Source organism: Trinickia sp. LjRoot230, assembly GCF_964253315.1.
Classification (GTDB): domain Bacteria; phylum Pseudomonadota; class Gammaproteobacteria; order Burkholderiales; family Burkholderiaceae; genus Trinickia.
Genome location: NZ_CAXUQX020000001.1, coordinates 924137 through 939535, shown reverse-complemented (window position 1 = coordinate 939535; position 15399 = coordinate 924137). Strand labels below are relative to the sequence as shown.

Annotated in this window: 12 protein-coding genes and 3 pseudogenes; 8 read left to right on the top strand and 7 right to left on the bottom strand. The window is 62.6% G+C overall.

Going from position 1 to position 15399, the window contains the following annotated elements; translation table 11 throughout:
* Window positions 1-138: 138 nt before the first annotated feature.
* The 4 genes and pseudogenes from exaC to ACSQ20_RS04335 form a co-directional block, all read right to left on the bottom strand.
* Window positions 139-1665: an acetaldehyde dehydrogenase ExaC gene (exaC, locus tag ACSQ20_RS04350; protein ID WP_436017781.1), complete on the bottom strand. Its 1527-nt coding sequence runs from the start codon at window positions 1663-1665 to the stop codon at window positions 139-141.
* 175 nt (window positions 1666-1840) lie between these two features.
* Window positions 1841-2365: pseudogene (locus ACSQ20_RS04345) on the bottom strand (c-type cytochrome); the annotation flags it as partial.
* A pseudogene (locus tag ACSQ20_RS04340) lies at window positions 2361-3083 on the bottom strand (outer membrane protein assembly factor BamB family protein); the annotation flags it as partial. The pseudogenes ACSQ20_RS04340 and ACSQ20_RS04345, both read right to left, overlap by 5 nt.
* Window positions 3084-3346: 263 nt before the next feature.
* The gene (locus tag ACSQ20_RS04335) at window positions 3347-4339 is read right to left on the bottom strand and encodes an alpha/beta fold hydrolase (RefSeq protein WP_436017779.1); all 993 of its coding nucleotides are present in this window, start codon (window positions 4337-4339) and stop codon (window positions 3347-3349) included.
* Window positions 4340-4524: 185 nt separating this feature from the next.
* Here ACSQ20_RS04335 and ACSQ20_RS04330 point away from each other — a divergent pair, with 185 nt between their 5' ends.
* Both ACSQ20_RS04330 and pqqA read left to right on the top strand, forming a co-directional pair.
* Window positions 4525-6537, top strand: a complete 2013-nt coding sequence (locus ACSQ20_RS04330) for a sigma-54-dependent Fis family transcriptional regulator (RefSeq protein WP_436017776.1) — start codon at window positions 4525-4527, stop codon at window positions 6535-6537.
* A 178-nt stretch (window positions 6538-6715) separates the two neighbouring features.
* Window positions 6716-6808, top strand: coding sequence for a pyrroloquinoline quinone precursor peptide PqqA (gene pqqA / locus ACSQ20_RS04325; RefSeq protein ID WP_436017774.1), 93 nt, complete (start codon window positions 6716-6718; stop codon window positions 6806-6808).
* A gap of 32 nt (window positions 6809-6840) precedes the next feature.
* Here pqqA and tnpA read toward each other — a convergent pair.
* Window positions 6841-7261, bottom strand: a pseudogene (gene tnpA / locus ACSQ20_RS04320) (IS200/IS605 family transposase).
* Between the two features lie 22 nt (window positions 7262-7283).
* Here tnpA and ACSQ20_RS04315 point away from each other — a divergent pair.
* From ACSQ20_RS04315 to ACSQ20_RS04290, 6 genes are all read left to right on the top strand, one after another.
* Window positions 7284-8498 carry an RNA-guided endonuclease InsQ/TnpB family protein gene (locus ACSQ20_RS04315; protein ID WP_436017772.1) on the top strand — a complete coding sequence of 405 codons (1215 nt, stop codon included), beginning with the start codon at window positions 7284-7286 and terminating at the stop codon, window positions 8496-8498.
* A 267-nt stretch (window positions 8499-8765) separates the two neighbouring features.
* On the top strand, window positions 8766-9710 hold the full coding sequence (locus tag ACSQ20_RS04310; RefSeq protein ID WP_436017770.1) for a metallophosphoesterase family protein: 945 nt from the start codon (window positions 8766-8768) through the stop codon (window positions 9708-9710).
* Window positions 9707-10108 (top strand): cupredoxin domain-containing protein, encoded by a 402-nt coding sequence (locus ACSQ20_RS04305; protein ID WP_436017768.1) that lies wholly within the window; start codon window positions 9707-9709, stop codon window positions 10106-10108. Before ACSQ20_RS04310 ends, ACSQ20_RS04305 begins: the two co-directional genes overlap by 4 nt.
* A gap of 109 nt (window positions 10109-10217) precedes the next feature.
* Complete coding sequence (locus ACSQ20_RS04300) at window positions 10218-10829, top strand: RNA polymerase sigma factor (protein ID WP_436017766.1); 612 nt, start codon at window positions 10218-10220, stop codon at window positions 10827-10829.
* An 11-nt stretch (window positions 10830-10840) separates the two neighbouring features.
* Window positions 10841-11734: an anti-sigma factor family protein gene (locus tag ACSQ20_RS04295; RefSeq protein ID WP_436017764.1), complete on the top strand. Its 894-nt coding sequence runs from the start codon at window positions 10841-10843 to the stop codon at window positions 11732-11734.
* A gap of 557 nt (window positions 11735-12291) precedes the next feature.
* Complete coding sequence (locus ACSQ20_RS04290) at window positions 12292-12930, top strand: 2-hydroxychromene-2-carboxylate isomerase (protein WP_436017762.1); 639 nt, start codon at window positions 12292-12294, stop codon at window positions 12928-12930.
* Window positions 12931-13383: 453 nt separating this feature from the next.
* Here ACSQ20_RS04290 and ACSQ20_RS04285 read toward each other — a convergent pair whose 3' ends face one another.
* A complete protein-coding gene (locus tag ACSQ20_RS04285) occupies window positions 13384-13929 on the bottom strand; it encodes a hypothetical protein (RefSeq protein WP_436017760.1) in 546 nt (181 codons plus the stop codon).
* Between the two features lie 266 nt (window positions 13930-14195).
* Window positions 14196-15395 carry a DUF1501 domain-containing protein gene (locus tag ACSQ20_RS04280; protein WP_436017758.1) on the bottom strand — a complete coding sequence of 400 codons (1200 nt, stop codon included), beginning with the start codon at window positions 15393-15395 and terminating at the stop codon, window positions 14196-14198.
* Window positions 15396-15399: the final 4 nt, after the last annotated feature.

Sequence of the window (15399 nt, the reverse complement as noted above, 5' to 3'; positions counted from 1 at the left end):
CGATATGCGTGACGTCGTTTGACGATTGTCTTTCGATGTCACGCAGCTCTGACTTCGGTCTAGAGCACTTGAGCGCCAGGGTTTCGCGACCCTGGCGTTTTTATTTGCGCGCTCAATGCAACGGTTAGTTAGGACTCCTCAGAAAAAGCCGAGCGGCTTCGCGTCGTAGCTGACAAGCAGACACTTCGTCTGCTGGTAATGCGACAGCGCCATTTTGTGCGTCTCGCGTCCGATGCCCGATTGCTTGTAGCCGCCAAACGCCGCATGCGCCGGATAGAGGTGATAGCAATTGGTCCACACGCGGCCCGCTTCGATCTCGCGGCCCAGGCGATAAGCGCGCGTGCCGTTACGCGTCCATACGCCAGCGCCAAGACCGTAGAACGTATCGTTGGCGAGTTCGACGGCTTCGGCTTCGTCCTTGAACGTCATCACTGATGCGACGGGCCCAAAAATCTCCTCCTGGAATACGCGCATCTTGTTGTTGCCGAGCAGCATCGTCGGGCTCACGTAATAACCGCCGCCGAGCCCTTCGGCGGGCGCCGTGCGCTGGCCGCCGGTCAGGCAACGCGCCCCTTCGTCGCGCCCGATGTCGATGTACGACATGATCTTGTCGAGCTGCGCCTGCGAAGCCTGTGCGCCGATCATCGTGCTCGGATCGAGCGGATGCCCCGCTTTGATGGCCTGCACGCGTGCAATTGCCTTTTCGATGAAGCGCTCGTAGATCGATTCCTGAATCAGCACGCGCGAAGGACAGGTGCAGACTTCGCCCTGATTCAGCGCGAACATTGCGAGGCCTTCGAGCGCTTTGTCGAGAAAGGCGTCGTCGTGGTCCATCACATCGGCGAAGAAAATGTTCGGGCTCTTGCCGCCCAGCTCGACCGTCGTCGGAATCAGGTTTTCGGCCGTCGAGCGCAGCACGTGCTTGCCGGTCGGCGTCGAGCCCGTGAAAGCCAGCTTCGCGATGCGCTTGCTCGTGGCCAGTGCTTCGCCCGCTTCCTTGCCGAAGCCGTTCACGATGTTGATCACGCCGGGCGGCAACAAATCGCCGACCAGTTGCATGAGCACCAATATCGACGCCGGTGTCTGCTCGGCGGGCTTGAGCACGACGCAGTTGCCGGCCGCCAGGGCCGGGGCAAGCTTCCATGCGGCCATCAACAGCGGAAAATTCCACGGAATGATTTGGCCGACGACACCCATCGGCTCATGGAAATGATAAGCAACGGTGTTTTCGTCGATTTCCGAAATCCCGCCTTCCTGAGCGCGGATGCAACCGGCGAAGTAACGCAGGTGATCGATCGCCAGCGGCAAGTCGGCCGCCATCGTTTCGCGCAGCGGCTTGCCGTTATCGATCGTCTCGGCGACGGCCAAGCGCTTTAAGTTTTTCTCCATGCGATCGGCCATCGCGAGCAGCACGTTGGCGCGCTCGGTGGTCGAGGTCTTGCCCCAGCCACGACGCGCTTTATGTGCGGCATCGAGCGCGACATCGATGTCCGCTGCTGACGAACGCGGCACGCGGCAAAACGGCTTGCCGTTGATCGGCGAAATGTTGTCGAAGTACTCGCCGGCAACCGGCGGCACCCATTGGCCGCCAATGTAGTTCTCGTATTGCCGAGCGAACGGGTATTCAATGTCCAATCCCAGCTTCTCGAGGTCGATCCTATCCATTGCGTGTCTCCAGGTTTTTTCAATGACAGCGCCAGCCGGCTGTGGGCCCTACGAGGCAACATGTATGCCACGCGCGAGGTTCATTGCTAGATGTCGTCTTGCGCTGTCGGTGTACAACCGGGCCTGCAACACTGTTCCAATTTGCAGCAGGCTCTGTTGCGATTCGGAACAGTTTTCATTGCGACGGCCCGGCGTTCAGCGGTGTCGTGGAGGTGCGCGCAACATCGGCCGTCAGCTTCGCGCTGGTCGGCCGGTAGCCGTTCGAATAGAGCAGGAACGCCATGATGTCCGTATAGTCCTCGGGCTTCATCTTGCCCGCGCGGTCAGCGGGCATGTTCGTCGACAGGTAGCCGAAGATGCCGCCGAGCGTCAGATGCGAGTGGCCCGCCGGTGCGAACGACGGCCCCGTCAACGCAGGCGCCGTCACGCCCTGCAACGCTGCACCGTGACACTTCGCGCATGCGCTGGCGTAAAGCCGCTTGCCGTGGGCCACTTGTGCGCCATCGAACGGAGGCATGGTGGCAACGGCAGTCGCGCAAACGCGCACGAAGCCACCCTGTGCGACCGGTGATCGAGCATTGGTCCGCTTCATTTGTGCGCGTGCAGGCAAGTCCCATTCGCGCGTGAGCGAAGCGAGCCGGCCGTCAGCTTGCATCGCCGCAAGCGCGCGGTCGACGCGCGGCTGCAAGCCAGCGCCCCGCGCCCGGCACGGTGAAGCGCTTCCAGAGCAGCTTGCCGTCGGCCGGGTTCAGCGCTGCGATAAAGCCACGGGCACCATACTCTCCGCCCGAGCTGCCAATCACGATCGCACCGTCCAATGCAAGTGGCGCCAGCGAAAATGCGTAGCCGAGGCCCGGATCGAACATCGCCTGTTTCCACACGAGGTTGCCCGTTTGCGCATCGAGCGCCACCACCTCGCCGCTCAGCATCGCGACGTAGACGTTCTTGCCATACAACGCAACGCCGCGATTCACGACATCGCAACAGGCCGTCCGGAACGATTCGGCGCCGAGTTTCGGTTCGTACTTCCATAGTTGCTTTCCCGTCGCCGCATCGAATGCGTAGACGTTATCCTTAGGTGTACTAACGAATAGATAGCGACCGTTGATGATAGGCGTGGCCTCGAAGCCTTGCTTGAGGTCGGCCGGAAACTTGTAGCTCCATGCGGTAACGAGCTGCTTCGCGTTGGTGGGATCGATCTGCGTGAGCGGCGAATGCGATTGCCCGTTATACGTGCGGTAGTACGTCAGCCAGCCTGAATCGCTTTGCGCGTCGGTCAAGCGCACGTAGGTCACCGGCGGATATGAGACGGCTGCGGCTGCCGCTGCCTGCGTATGCGAAGCGTCGAGGCCGAGGACGCCGGCGAGCATGCACGCGAGCGCCGTCAACAACGAGGCCGAGGCCGAACCTCTCTTCATGTCTGTCTCCTATGGGTTTAGCTGATTTATCGCGGCGTTTTTGACGACACATTCGCGAAAACGCGGCGCGCGGCCCGACGCAAGTCATATGCCATCGCAACGGCATCAGCATGCGATGCACCGGCCTGTGTCGAATCGACGCACCGATGCGCCCAGCCTGGCTGCGGCAATATTGCCGCAGCGTTGTACCCATTCAGAACAAGCGGAACATCGCGCTGTTCACGAACGAAACGACAGCGCGATGTGAGAGATCGTTCGGACAACTAAGTATTCGAAGACGGGGTCCAGCCGAACATCGTTTCGATTGCCTGCGCGAGTGCTGTTGCGATACGCGGCTCATTGCCAAGATGGCCCGCGTCGATACGGTCGAGCCGCGCAGCCGGCACGGCGCGAACAAGGCGTCGCGCGTTTTCAATTGGACAGACGGGGTCCCGCATGCCGTGCACGGCCGCGAGCGGCACACCGGCGCTCGCGGCATGACGCGCCAGCGCAAGAAGACGCCGCTCGCCCAGCCAGCAATCGTGCGACAGATAGTGCGCCTGAATGCGGTACTTCATGACGAGCCGGCCGGTTGCCACATGTGGGATGCGGGCGGGCTGCGGTTTGCGGCGCGAATGCACCGATGCAAGCACGGCATCCTCGTATGCATGCCACGCGAGCGCAACGGCGCGGCTGCGCGGCGTGGCCGAGCGTGGCGACAGCGCCTGCGCGCAACGCGCAAAAAGCGTAGACGCACGTCCACCGTCGCACGCCGCTGCTTGCGCAAGTGCCTGCCACTCCTGCGGCGCACGCTTGCGCGATCCAACGAACAGGCGCCGCACTTCGCGACGCGAGGTCAGGAAAAGCCCGCGTACGACAACGCCCAGTACGCGCTCGGCGTGCGCGCCTGCATAAGCGAGCGCAAGCGCGGCCCCCCATGAGCCGCCGACGACGCCCCACCGTTCGATGCCAAGCCGCGCCCGAACCGCCTCCATATCGCCGACGAGCCGCGCGGTGCTGTTGTGGCGCACGCTGCCGCTGGGCAAAGAAGCGCCCGCGCCGCGTTGATCAATCAGCACAACGTGAAAGCGCGCGAGGTCGAACCCGCGCAGTTGGCTCGTGCGACTGCCACTGCCCGGGCCGCCGTGCAGCACGACGAGCGGCACCCCGTCCGGCGCGCCGGCAACGACAAAGGCGATGCGATGACCGTCGCGCCTGATATGGCAAAACGTTGTCGCACCGTGCGCCTGAGTCGATCGCGAGTAAGAATCAATCATAAAAGGCACCATCAGAAATGCCGGGAAACCTGGGGAAACTACGGATAACTCCCGATACCGCCTGCTGTTCGCCGGCCCCATCGTATATGACGCGGTCGATATCGGTGCTGTGATGTGGTGTGGAACTTGCTCGCAGGAGCACGACAGAGTCGCGGCCATGCGTCGACACTCGACAGGAGGAGACTATGCGCGACGACATCCGTCAAGCCGCGAACCCGCTAGCGCCCAGCGACAGTGGCTGGAGCGCGCCCTGCATTCAAAAGGCGCACGAACGCTCGGAGCGATTCGGGCTCGATGCGTCCACTCGCCCCGATTACGACGTGCTAAGCGCAGCGGAGCTTTCGCTCACGCTCGAGCAGAACCGCGTGCTCACCGCCCATGCGCTACCCGTGATGGAAACGCTGCACGAGCAGATCGTCAACACGCAAAGCATGATCGTGTTGACCGACGCACAAGGCCTGATCCTTCATTCGATTGGCGATGACGACTTCCTGCAGCGCGCAGAGAAGGTCGCGCTGCGCCCGGGTGCGAATTGGGCCGAGGACCGCCAAGGTACGAACGCCATCGGCACGGCGCTCGCCGAGCGCAATGCGACCGTCGTGCATGGCGACCAGCATTATCTGGCGGCCAACCGGTTTCTGACCTGCTCGAGCGTGCCGATCCTCGACCCGTATGGCGAGCTCGTAGGCGTGCTCGACGTGACGGGCGACTACCGCAGCTATCATCAGCACACGATGGCGCTAGCGAAAATGTCGGTACAGATGATCGAGAATCATCTGTTCGCAAGCGCGTTTCGCGATACGCTGCAAATCGCATTTCATAGCCGCCCGGAGTTTCTCGGCACGCTGATGGAAGGCATCGCCGCCTTTACGCTCGACGGACGCTTTCTCTCGGCCAATCGCAGTGCCCAGTTTCAACTCGGCTTGCCGCTTGCTGCGCTGCGTGCGCACACGCTGTCGTCGCTCATCGGTCTCACGAGCGCGCAGCTCTTCGATCGCATACGCGCGAACCCTGATCATGTGCTGTCGCTGAACCTGCATAACGGCGCGGTTGTCCGCGCACGCGCCGACTTGCGGCGGACTACGCTTGCGGACCGCCATGCGTGCGCGGACATGCCGCGCCCGTCCGACTCGTCGCGGATCGAGCCGCGCGGCGCAAGTGCTGCTACTGCTACTGCAGCCACCGCTTCCGCCAAGTCGTCGGCCCGTCTTGAGCAACTCGACACCGGCGACGCGCAAGTAGCCGCCGTTATCGGAAAGGTGCGCAAGGTTATCGGCAAAGACATTCCGATTCTGATCACCGGCGAAACCGGCACCGGCAAGGAGCTGCTCGCGCAAGCCATCCATAATGAGTCGCCGCGCAGCGATGGACCGTTTATCGCAGTGAATTGCGCGTCGATTCCCGAGACGTTGATCGAATCGGAACTCTTCGGCTACGAGGAAGGCGCGTTCACAGGGGCGCGCCGCAAGGGTGCGCTCGGCAAGCTCGTCCAGGCCAATGGCGGCACGCTTTTTCTCGACGAGATTGGCGACATGCCTTATCCGTTGCAAGTGCGTTTGCTACGCGTGCTGCAAGAGCGCATCGTCAATCCGCTCGGTTCGGCGAAGTCGATCTGCGTCGATATCGCCGTCGTGTGCGCGACCCATCGCAGCCTGCGCGAAATGATGGCGCAAAACCGCTTCCGCGAGGACCTTTACTATCGTCTGAACGGGCTCGTCGTCAAACTGCCCCCGTTGCGCGAACGCACGGACCTCGCGGTTGTCATCGACAAGATGCTCGATGACGAGTCGCTCGCGAGCGCTCACGCTCGGCGCCTGAGCGTGGCGCCTGACGTGATGAAACTTTTCGAGCAATGCGCCTGGCCCGGCAATTTTCGACAGCTCGGCAACCTGCTGCGCACGGCTGCGGCAATGGTCGATGACGATGGGCAGATTCGGCGCGAACATCTGCCCGATGATTTTTTCGAAGATCTCGCCGCTGCTGAACCAGCCAGCGCGGCATCGGCCAATGCCACGCACGCGCCATCAAGCCATAGCACTCGACTGCAGGATGTGGCGGTGTCGGCGATCGCCGCCGCCATCGCCCGGCATGGCGGCAATGTATCGGCCGCGGCCCGTGCATTAGGCGTCTCGCGCACCACCATCTATCGGAAGATGCCGGCGGCATTCGGTCCCGGGCACGGGTCCAATGACGAATAGCATGTGCGTTTTGCAACTCGGTTGTGGCACAACGGGACACCGGGTCGATCGCATATTTAGTTCGGACTCCGAACCGTTTGCCCTGTCGCGCTCGGCATAGCGCTTGCTTTTATAGTCCCGCCCACGCGATGCGTCGGCATATCGATTCTCGTTTTCGAGCTACCCAAGGAGACAAAGCATGCAATGGACTACGCCCGCCTATACTGATCTGCGTTTCGGCTTTGAACAAGTCCGCGGCAATCCCCCACGTTCCTGGGGGGACGAAGGATAGCGCGGACGGCCGTAGCCCTCCTTGTAGGGCGCTTAGTGCGGCGTTCGCTGTTGCTCGATGTACTGGCGTATCACTGAGATAGGCGCCCCGCCGCAGCTACCCGCGAAATAGGACGGGGACCAAAGCGCACCGCCCCACAGCTTGCGCCGCATGCTCGGGTAGTTCTTCTTGCGGATCATGCGGCTCGAAACACCCTTCAGGCTGTTCATGAGCGCCGCCACGGCAACTTTGGGCGGGTATGTCCACCACCAGAAGGTGTACGTGGTCGTCCTCGCCGTCGAACTCCACCAGTTCAGCCTCGAAGTCGGCGCACACGCTCGCGAACACGATGTGCAGATCGTCGATGATCTCTTTCGTGAACACGCCACGCCGGTACTTGGTCGCGAAGATCAAATGTGTGTGCGTCAGGAAAGCGCAGTTGCGTCCGCATCGAATGTCGTTGTCGATGGTCATAGACCAAAGTATTCTCTGGTCTATGGAACGACTCCAAGCCTTCAAATTCGAACTGATGCCGACCGGCGAACAAGCGCGCACTATGCGCCAGTTCGCGGGCGCGTGCCGGTTCGTCTATAACAAGGCGTTGGCGTTGCAAAAGGAAAACCACGCGGCTGGCGGGAAGTTCATCGGAAAGTTCGCGATTAGCAAGCACCTGACGGCGTGGCGCAACTGCGCTGATACGCCATGGCTCGCTGAAGCGCCGCGCCATGCGCTGATGATGGCGACGCAGGATTGCGATCGCGCATTCCAAAACTTCTTTGCCAAGCGCGCAGAGTTCCCGCGTTTCAAGCGCAAGGGCGAGCACGACGGTTTCCAATTCCCCGACAAGAATCAGATTGCGGTCGATAGCGGCAATGGCCGCATCAAGGTTCCGAAACTCGGCTGGCTGCGTTACCGACATAGCCGCGATGTACTCGGCGAAGTGCGCAGCGCGAGCGTATCGCTGCGCGCGGGCAAGTGGTACGTCTCGATCCTGACGAAGCGCGAAGTCGAGCAATCGGTTCCGCACGGCCCGGCGGTCGGTATCGACGTCGGCGTGACCCGCTTCGCAACGCTGAGCAACGGCACGTATATCGTGCCGCTCGCGAGCTTCAAAAAGCACGAACAGCGCCTCGCGAAGTATCAGCGGCGCATGGCCCGCAGGGTCAAAGGTTCGTCGAACTGGAAAAAGTCGAAGGCCCGCGTTCAGCGCATCCATGCGCACATCGCGAACGCGCGCAACGACTTCCTGCACAAAGCATCGAATACGATCGGCAAAAACCACGCAATGATCGCCGTCGAGGATTTGCAGGTGCGCAATATGAGCAAATCAGCAGCCGGTACGGCCGACGCGCAGGGCTGCAATGTCCGCGCGAAGTCCGGACTCAATAAGTCGATTCTCGACCAGGGCTGGTTCGAGTTTCGCCGCCAGTTGCAGTACAAGACGGCGTGGCGCGGCGGCTTTTTCGTCGCCGTCCCGCCGCAGAACACAAGCCGCACGTGCCCGGCATGCGGCCATATTTCAGCGGAAAACCGCAAGATACAAGCGCTATTTGCATGCGTGCGCTGCGGCCACGAAGCAAACGCCGATCACGTCGGCGCGATCAATGTGTTAGAGCGCGGACAGCGCTTGTTAGCCTGTGGAGAGACGGTGCACTCAGGCCGCTCGAAGAAGCAGGAGCCCGCCGAAGCGACTCAGGCCATCGCGGCCTAAGCGCAGTAGGGATCTCGGTCCTTCAGGGCGGAGAGGATGTCAAGTCACGATGTACATCGCTAACCGATGATGTTGATATCGAAGGTTTAAAGGAGCACTGCCCTACCTGATCTGCCATCGGTTCTCCGTTTTTTTTCTCGCATTGCCGCCCCGTGGGAATTTCTGCGCACCTAGCGCGGTAATACGAAGCGAGGGCGGCAGATTTCTCGCTGCCTCGCTCACCGCGAAACATGCGAAAACACGAGAAAGACAGGAGAAACGAAAACCATGGCAGACACAGACAACCCTCGCTCGCCGGGCGCGCGGCGCGAGTTCTTGAAGTGCATGGCATTGGCCGGCACAGGCACGCTATGGCTGATGCAAGGCGGCGTGCTGCGCGCACGCTCGCTTTCCGACCCGGCAGCCGGCGCGGGTGCCGATGCCGCCTTCGGTTTCGTGCAGATCAGCGATTCGCATATCGGCTTTAACAAAGCCCCGAATGCGGACGTGGTCGGTACCTTCAAGGCCGCCCTCGAACAAATCAACACGCAAGCCGTGCAGCCCGATTTCGTCATGCATACGGGCGATCTCACGCATCTGTCGAAACCCGATGAATTCGATACGGTTGCTCAGCTGATGCGCGGCGTACGCACGCCACAGGCTTTTTACGTCCCCGGCGAACACGATGTGATTGGCGACAACGGCGCCGAGTTCTTTCGCCGTTTCGGCCAGAAGGCAAGCACGGGCGGATGGTACAGCTTCGATCATCGAGGCGTGCATTTCGTCGCACTGATCAATGTGCTGAATTTGCAGGCGAGCGGCATGGGCTCCCTCGGCGCCGACCAACTCGCATGGTTGCGCCGCGATCTTGCCGCGCGTTCGTCGGAAATGCCCATCGTCGTGTTCGCGCACATGCCGCTGTGGTCGCTCTATCCGTCGTGGGGATGGGGCACCAACGACGCTGGCGAGGCCATGAAGATGCTGCGCCGTTTCGGCTCGGTCACCGTGCTCAACGGCCACATTCATCAGATCCAGCAAAAGGTCGAGGGCAATGTCACGTTTTATACCGCGCGTTCCACGGCTTACCCGCAGCCGGCACCCGGCGATGGGCCCGGCCCTGGTCCGCTGAAAACGCTACCGGCCGGCAAGCTCGCCGACTATCTCGGCGTACGGGTGGTGCATCGCGTCGAAACGGCGCGAGCGCTGACATTGACCGAGGAGACGCTGTCATGATCGTCGCCAATCTGCTGCGATTCGCGGCGAACAGTCTGGCAGGCGGCAGGCATCGCATCGTTGCGCGCTCGCGCGCGAGCTTGCTGGTTGCCGCTCTGAGCGCACTCGCTGGGGCGGCCGCGCCGGCCTTCGGTGAACAGGCCGGCCAGACGCATCAGATCGAGATTCGCAATTTCGCTTTCGCGCCGAACGACATCACGGTGCCCGCCGGCACGCGCATCGTGTGGACGAACCACGACGATGAACCGCATACGCTCGTCAGCGCAAGCGGCGCATTCAAGCCGTCGCAGGCGCTCGACACCAACGACTCGTTCGCCACCGTGCTCGACAAGCCCGGCACGTATCGCTACTTCTGCGGGATTCATCCCATGATGGTCGGCAAGATCGTGGTCCGCTAGACGGAACGAGCGGCACGCGGATGACTACGAGGAAACCGCCATCGGAGACGCTATGGGAATAAACTCGGCAAACGGCCGGTATTACGGTGCTAAAGCCGGGAGAGCCTGCGTGACCGAAAGCGAAAGACCCGCCGATCAAGCGCGCGACGATGAACGCAACCGCCGCTTTCAGCAGCTCGCGTTGCCGCATCTGGATGCGGCGTACAACCTCGCGCGCTGGCTGAGCGGCAATACCGCCGACGCCGACGACGTCGTGCAGGAAGCGTTCATGCGCGCGCTGCGCTTTTTCGACTCGTTTCGTGGCGACAGCGCGCGGCCGTGGCTGCTCGCAATCGTCCGGCGGACTTGGTATACGGAATGGCACCGGCGCGCGTCGTCGCATGAAGTCGCCTCGTTCGACGACACGATCGACGACGCGCCGATCGACGGCTGGAGTGAGGCCGTGGCCGACCCGGAAACGCTGATGATCCGCGCGCAAGACAGCCGCATCGTCAATGCGGCGCTCACGCAGTTGCCGGTGGAATTCCGCGAAGTGCTGATTCTGCGCGAACTCGAAGCACTCAGTTATCGCGAGATCGCCGCCATCACCGATTTGCCGCTGGGCACCGTCATGTCACGCATCGCACGCGCGCGGCGCAAGCTGGCTACGCTGCTGCTGGGGCAGCGGCAGCCGTCCGAGGCCCGTAGCCAGACGACGCGCGCCTCGGGTGCCAAGCCTTAAGGAGATGCCCGATGGAATGTAACGAAGCCAAACCGTGCATCGATGCAAGCATCGATGGCCAATTGTCGCGCGAGCAAACGCTGCGGCTGGAGGCACATCTGCAAAGTTGCGCGGCGTGTCGCCGAGAGCGCGACAGCCTGCTCGCGGTAAGCGGCGCGGTGCAACGCGCCGAGTATCATCGCGCACCCTCGGCGTTGCACGCGCGTATGGCAGTGGCCTTACAGCCGAGCGGCGCCCAAGCCGCCGCGCCCGCGCGCCCGCGGCAAGCCGGCTGGCGCGATGCGCTGGGCGGTCTGCGCGGGTTGGGCGGTGATTGGTTCGGCTCGCGCGGTTTTGCGCGCCCGGCCGCCGCGGCGCGTGCACACATCGGCGGCACACTCGGCGTCGCGCTGGCCGCCGTTGCGTTGGCGGTCTCGCTGACCGTCGCGGTAATGGTTTCGCTCGCGCCGCGCCATGCGGCCAACGCGGAACCGTTCGTCGATGAACTCGTGGCAAGCCACGTGCGGGCGCAATTGTCGGGGCACAACATCGACGTCGTCTCGTCGGATCAGCACACCGTCAAGCCCTGGTTCAATGGCAAGCTCGATTACGCGCCGCCGGTCGAAGACCTCGCCGCGAACGGCTTCGCGCTCGCGGGCGGGCGCCTCGACTACATCGATCATCGCCGCGTGGCGGTGCTCGTTTATCGTTATCGGTTGCATGTCGTCGAAGTCTACGTGCTGCCGCAAGGCAGCGCACGCCCCGTCGACGCGCCCTCGCCCGCGTTCGCGCGCGATGGCTACGCGCTCTCGCACTGGCGTGCGCACGGTATGGCGTGGTGGGCCATCACCGATGCCGAACCCGACACGCTCGCGCAGTTCGAAACGGCGCTCTCCACCCGGCTCGGGCAACAGGCGTCGGAGTAAGCAGGTCAGGAGTCACTGCTTCGGCACGGATGCCGCGATGCGATCGGCAAGCTCGCCCAGCATACGGCTAAGCGCGGCGGCGTGCGCCCGCTCCGGCGTTCGAGCGGATAGTGGCAAATGCGACAGCGCGCGAGGCTGCGTCGCGAGAGCGGGGGAATATCTTCGAGCGCACCGCACTCCGGGCAGCCGATCGTCATGCCGTCTCGCTCGAAGACATGAAAGATCTGCGAAACCCGCAAGGCGCGAACCGAACCGGCCACGCGGCAGTCAGCGCCCAGTCGCGGTGGATTGCGAATGCGTTCATCACGATCACCTCATTGCCGGACTGCCCTCGACATCTGCATCTGCATCGCACGACGCGCAAGGCTCACACGTCACGAGCAGAATTTGCTCCTGCCTTCGGGTTCTGGCGGCTCGCTGTGTGTAGCCTGCTCAGTAGCTCGTCGACGCTAAGTGCCTGCGTTATGCGACACTGCTTGGCGGGTAAGCGGGGCGGCGGCAATAAGGTAAAAGCCGGCCCGACGTTGGCCCACTCAATTGAGGGAGCAATCGATCTGATGAACATCGCCGATCATGTCGAATGGTGCTTCGATTTCGTCTCACCTTTCGCTTACCTGCAGTTGGAACAGTTCGAGCGGCTGCCGGCTTCGCTCGTCGTGGAGCCACGACCTGTCGTGCTCGGTGCGCTGTTGGCCCACTGCGGGCAAAAAGGCCCGGCCGAGATTGCAGCCAAACGCAGGTTCACCTATCGCCACGCGCTCTTTCGGGCGCAAAAGCTCGGCATTGCGTTACACATGCCGCCCGCTCACCCTTTCAATTCGATCCAGGCGTTGCGGCTTTCCATCGCAATGGGCGGGTCGCTCGATGTGGTGCGGCGCATCTTTCGGCATATCTGGCGAGATGGCCAGGAGGTGGCGTCGCCGCAAGGCTTTGCGACGTTGTGCGAAGCGATGGGCTGCCCGGATGGCGTCGCGGCGGTTCAGGCACCCGAGGTCAAAGACACGCTGCGCCGCTTCACCGACAGTGCGATCGCGGCAGGTGTGTTCGGCGTGCCGACGTTCGTGCTTGAGGGCGAGCTGTTTTGGGGCGAGGACGCGACGGAACTGTTCCTGCATTGTCTCGGCGACGCGGGCTGGCTTTCGTCGGCCGAGGTGCTCCGGCTCGATACGTTGCCGGTCGGCGTGCGGCGCGGGTGACGTGGATCGAAGGGTGGCGACCAAAGCCAACGCACAGCACAAGCTGACTGGCGCGAACAAGCCGTCCGATCTAAAGACGTCGGCGATTCGCAGACCAATGTGCGCTGTTCAGTTTGATTGGGATGATGTAGGCCGGCCATTGCCCTATGTTGATCGCGCTACTGCGGACCTACACGCGTCTCGCGCGTCTCTATTACGACGCGGACGTCACCCCGCACGCGGCCATGCCATAGGCGATGACTCGCCATCTAAGTGCGCTGCGCGATGATCTCGCGCATCGTGCAGCTAGCCTAATTGCACGGTTCAGCGGTGCTCGCCAACCACCTGACGGCGTCCATCCGCAAGCATGCGCTTAAGTCGCACTTGCCCCGAATTTGATGCGCAATTGCTGTTCGACCCAGCGAATGGCGCGCGGCGTTCATCCTGAACCTGAGGACGCCGCCCGACGACAAGCTACTCGCTCGGGTCGTCAGCACCAGCATGGCCACCGCTCCTGCGCCATTCCTCTAACTTGTCCAGTACTTCGATGGACTCGCCATACCCATGCCAAACGCGAAACCGGTCTTTGGCTTCGTCGGCTGAGAGTTCTCCTCGCAACACGGCCGCACACGCTTTCCTCATCGGCATCAAATGTTGAGCGGAATCCATATGTTGCTTAGCATAATCAGCTGCTATCCGATTGAGCTCTGCGCGGTCCGTCTCGGGAATGTCATGTATCGCCATTACCACGTCAACGGGAATGTTGTACATTACGGCGACTTTCGCGCTGATCATCGGCATTTCCGCCCTCAATGCTTCAAAGAACCGTTCCCCGGGCCTAACGGGTTCGCTGTGGCTTTCGACGCCAGTTGGTGTTCCATTGCGGCTCCTTGGCGAGGGCAGACCATCGCGCTCAGGAAGCCGAGACGGTGCAAAATCTGCTGCACCCGCATCGCCGCTTTGCTCGTCGGCCGAAGGATTCCACTCCGGACTGTTCCCCAATCCCGCCACAGTTGGCATTGATATCTCCAAATCGTTAGCCAATATGGATGCTACTCTCCCCAACCTTGTTATCACGCCAGGCGTACGAAGCTTTATTCGCGCACACGCAAACTTCCTTTCGCGTGTTTCCGGAAGCCGTTACGCCCGCTGTAAGAACGGGTTTTTCGATCGGCCCTGATCGCCTGACCTACTTTGATTCGTCTCGGAACAATAACGATAACCATATCCGCATGATCAAGATGCCAGCTACTTGGATAGACTAGATCAGGGCTCGGGTGCCACTACTAAACTAGGGGACTTCCAATTAAACCGCTTAGCCGCCCCAGCTCGATCAGACGTTCCCCAAAACGCGCGCCAGCGTTCGTCTTTGGAAACAACGTCGCCGCCGTGCGCTGCGGATCGAGCCCAAACGTCTCGGCCGCCGCGCTAGCCACGAGCGCATCGAGCGATGCGCTCGGCCGCAAATCGCGCCCTTCATAAAGATCGCCCGGTCGCAAACCCGGCCATTGCGCCAGCACGCGCCCGCCCGCAACCGCGCCGCCAACGAGCATCGCTACCGCGCCCGTGCCGTGATCCGTGCCGCCGGTACCGTTAGCGGCAGCCGTGCGGCCGAATTCCGTCGCGACGACTACCGTGGTCTGCATCCAAGCCACGCCGAGCGCATCGCGCAACGCCGCCAGTAACGCGTCGAGACCCTTCAATTGCGCGGCCAGCCGTGCGTTCTGCGCGCTATGGGTGTCCCACCCGTTTGTTTCGATCATCGCAATGCGCGGACCATCGGCGCGCGCGAGAAACCCGCCAGCCAGCTTGCCAACGCTCGCCGGGTCTTGTCGTGGGCTCGCGCGTCCCGCCATCCCGCGCGCCGTCAGCGCCTCGTTCCATAGCGGGCCGAGCTGCGCATCGTGCGCGTAGAGCTCGCTCACGCGCATCAGCAGATCATCCGAGGCGCCCGGCAGCCCCGACGGTGCGTACGACGTCACGCCCGCGCGGCCGCGCAGCGCAGCCGGCACGGTAGGCGCGAACGCGATGGCCTCGGCCTCGCGCTTAGGCAGCATCGTCACGAGCCGGTTGAGCCAGCCGTCGCGCATTTGATAAGGCGCCAGGCCCCCGGTCTCCAGCACATTCTGACCATCGAAGTGCGAGCGGTCGCGATACGGCGTTGCCACGGCGTGAACGAAAAGCGCCTGGCGCGCGGCGTAAAGCTGCGCCGTTTGCTGCAACGCCGGATGCAAGGCAAAGGTGCCGTTCAGCTTCGTCGCGTTTGCGACATCGATCGCAAGCGGCCCGCGCAATGCCGCGTATGCCGGCTCGGCGTACGGCACGACGATATTGAGCCCGTCCGCCGCGCCGCGCTGAATGATGAACACGAAACGCCGCTCCGATTCGACGCGCGCCAGCGCGAACGACGGCCCGATCAGCAACGCGCCGGCACCGGCGGCGGCGCTCGCAGCGCAGAGCGAGAGAAACCTGCGACGCGAAATCATCGTC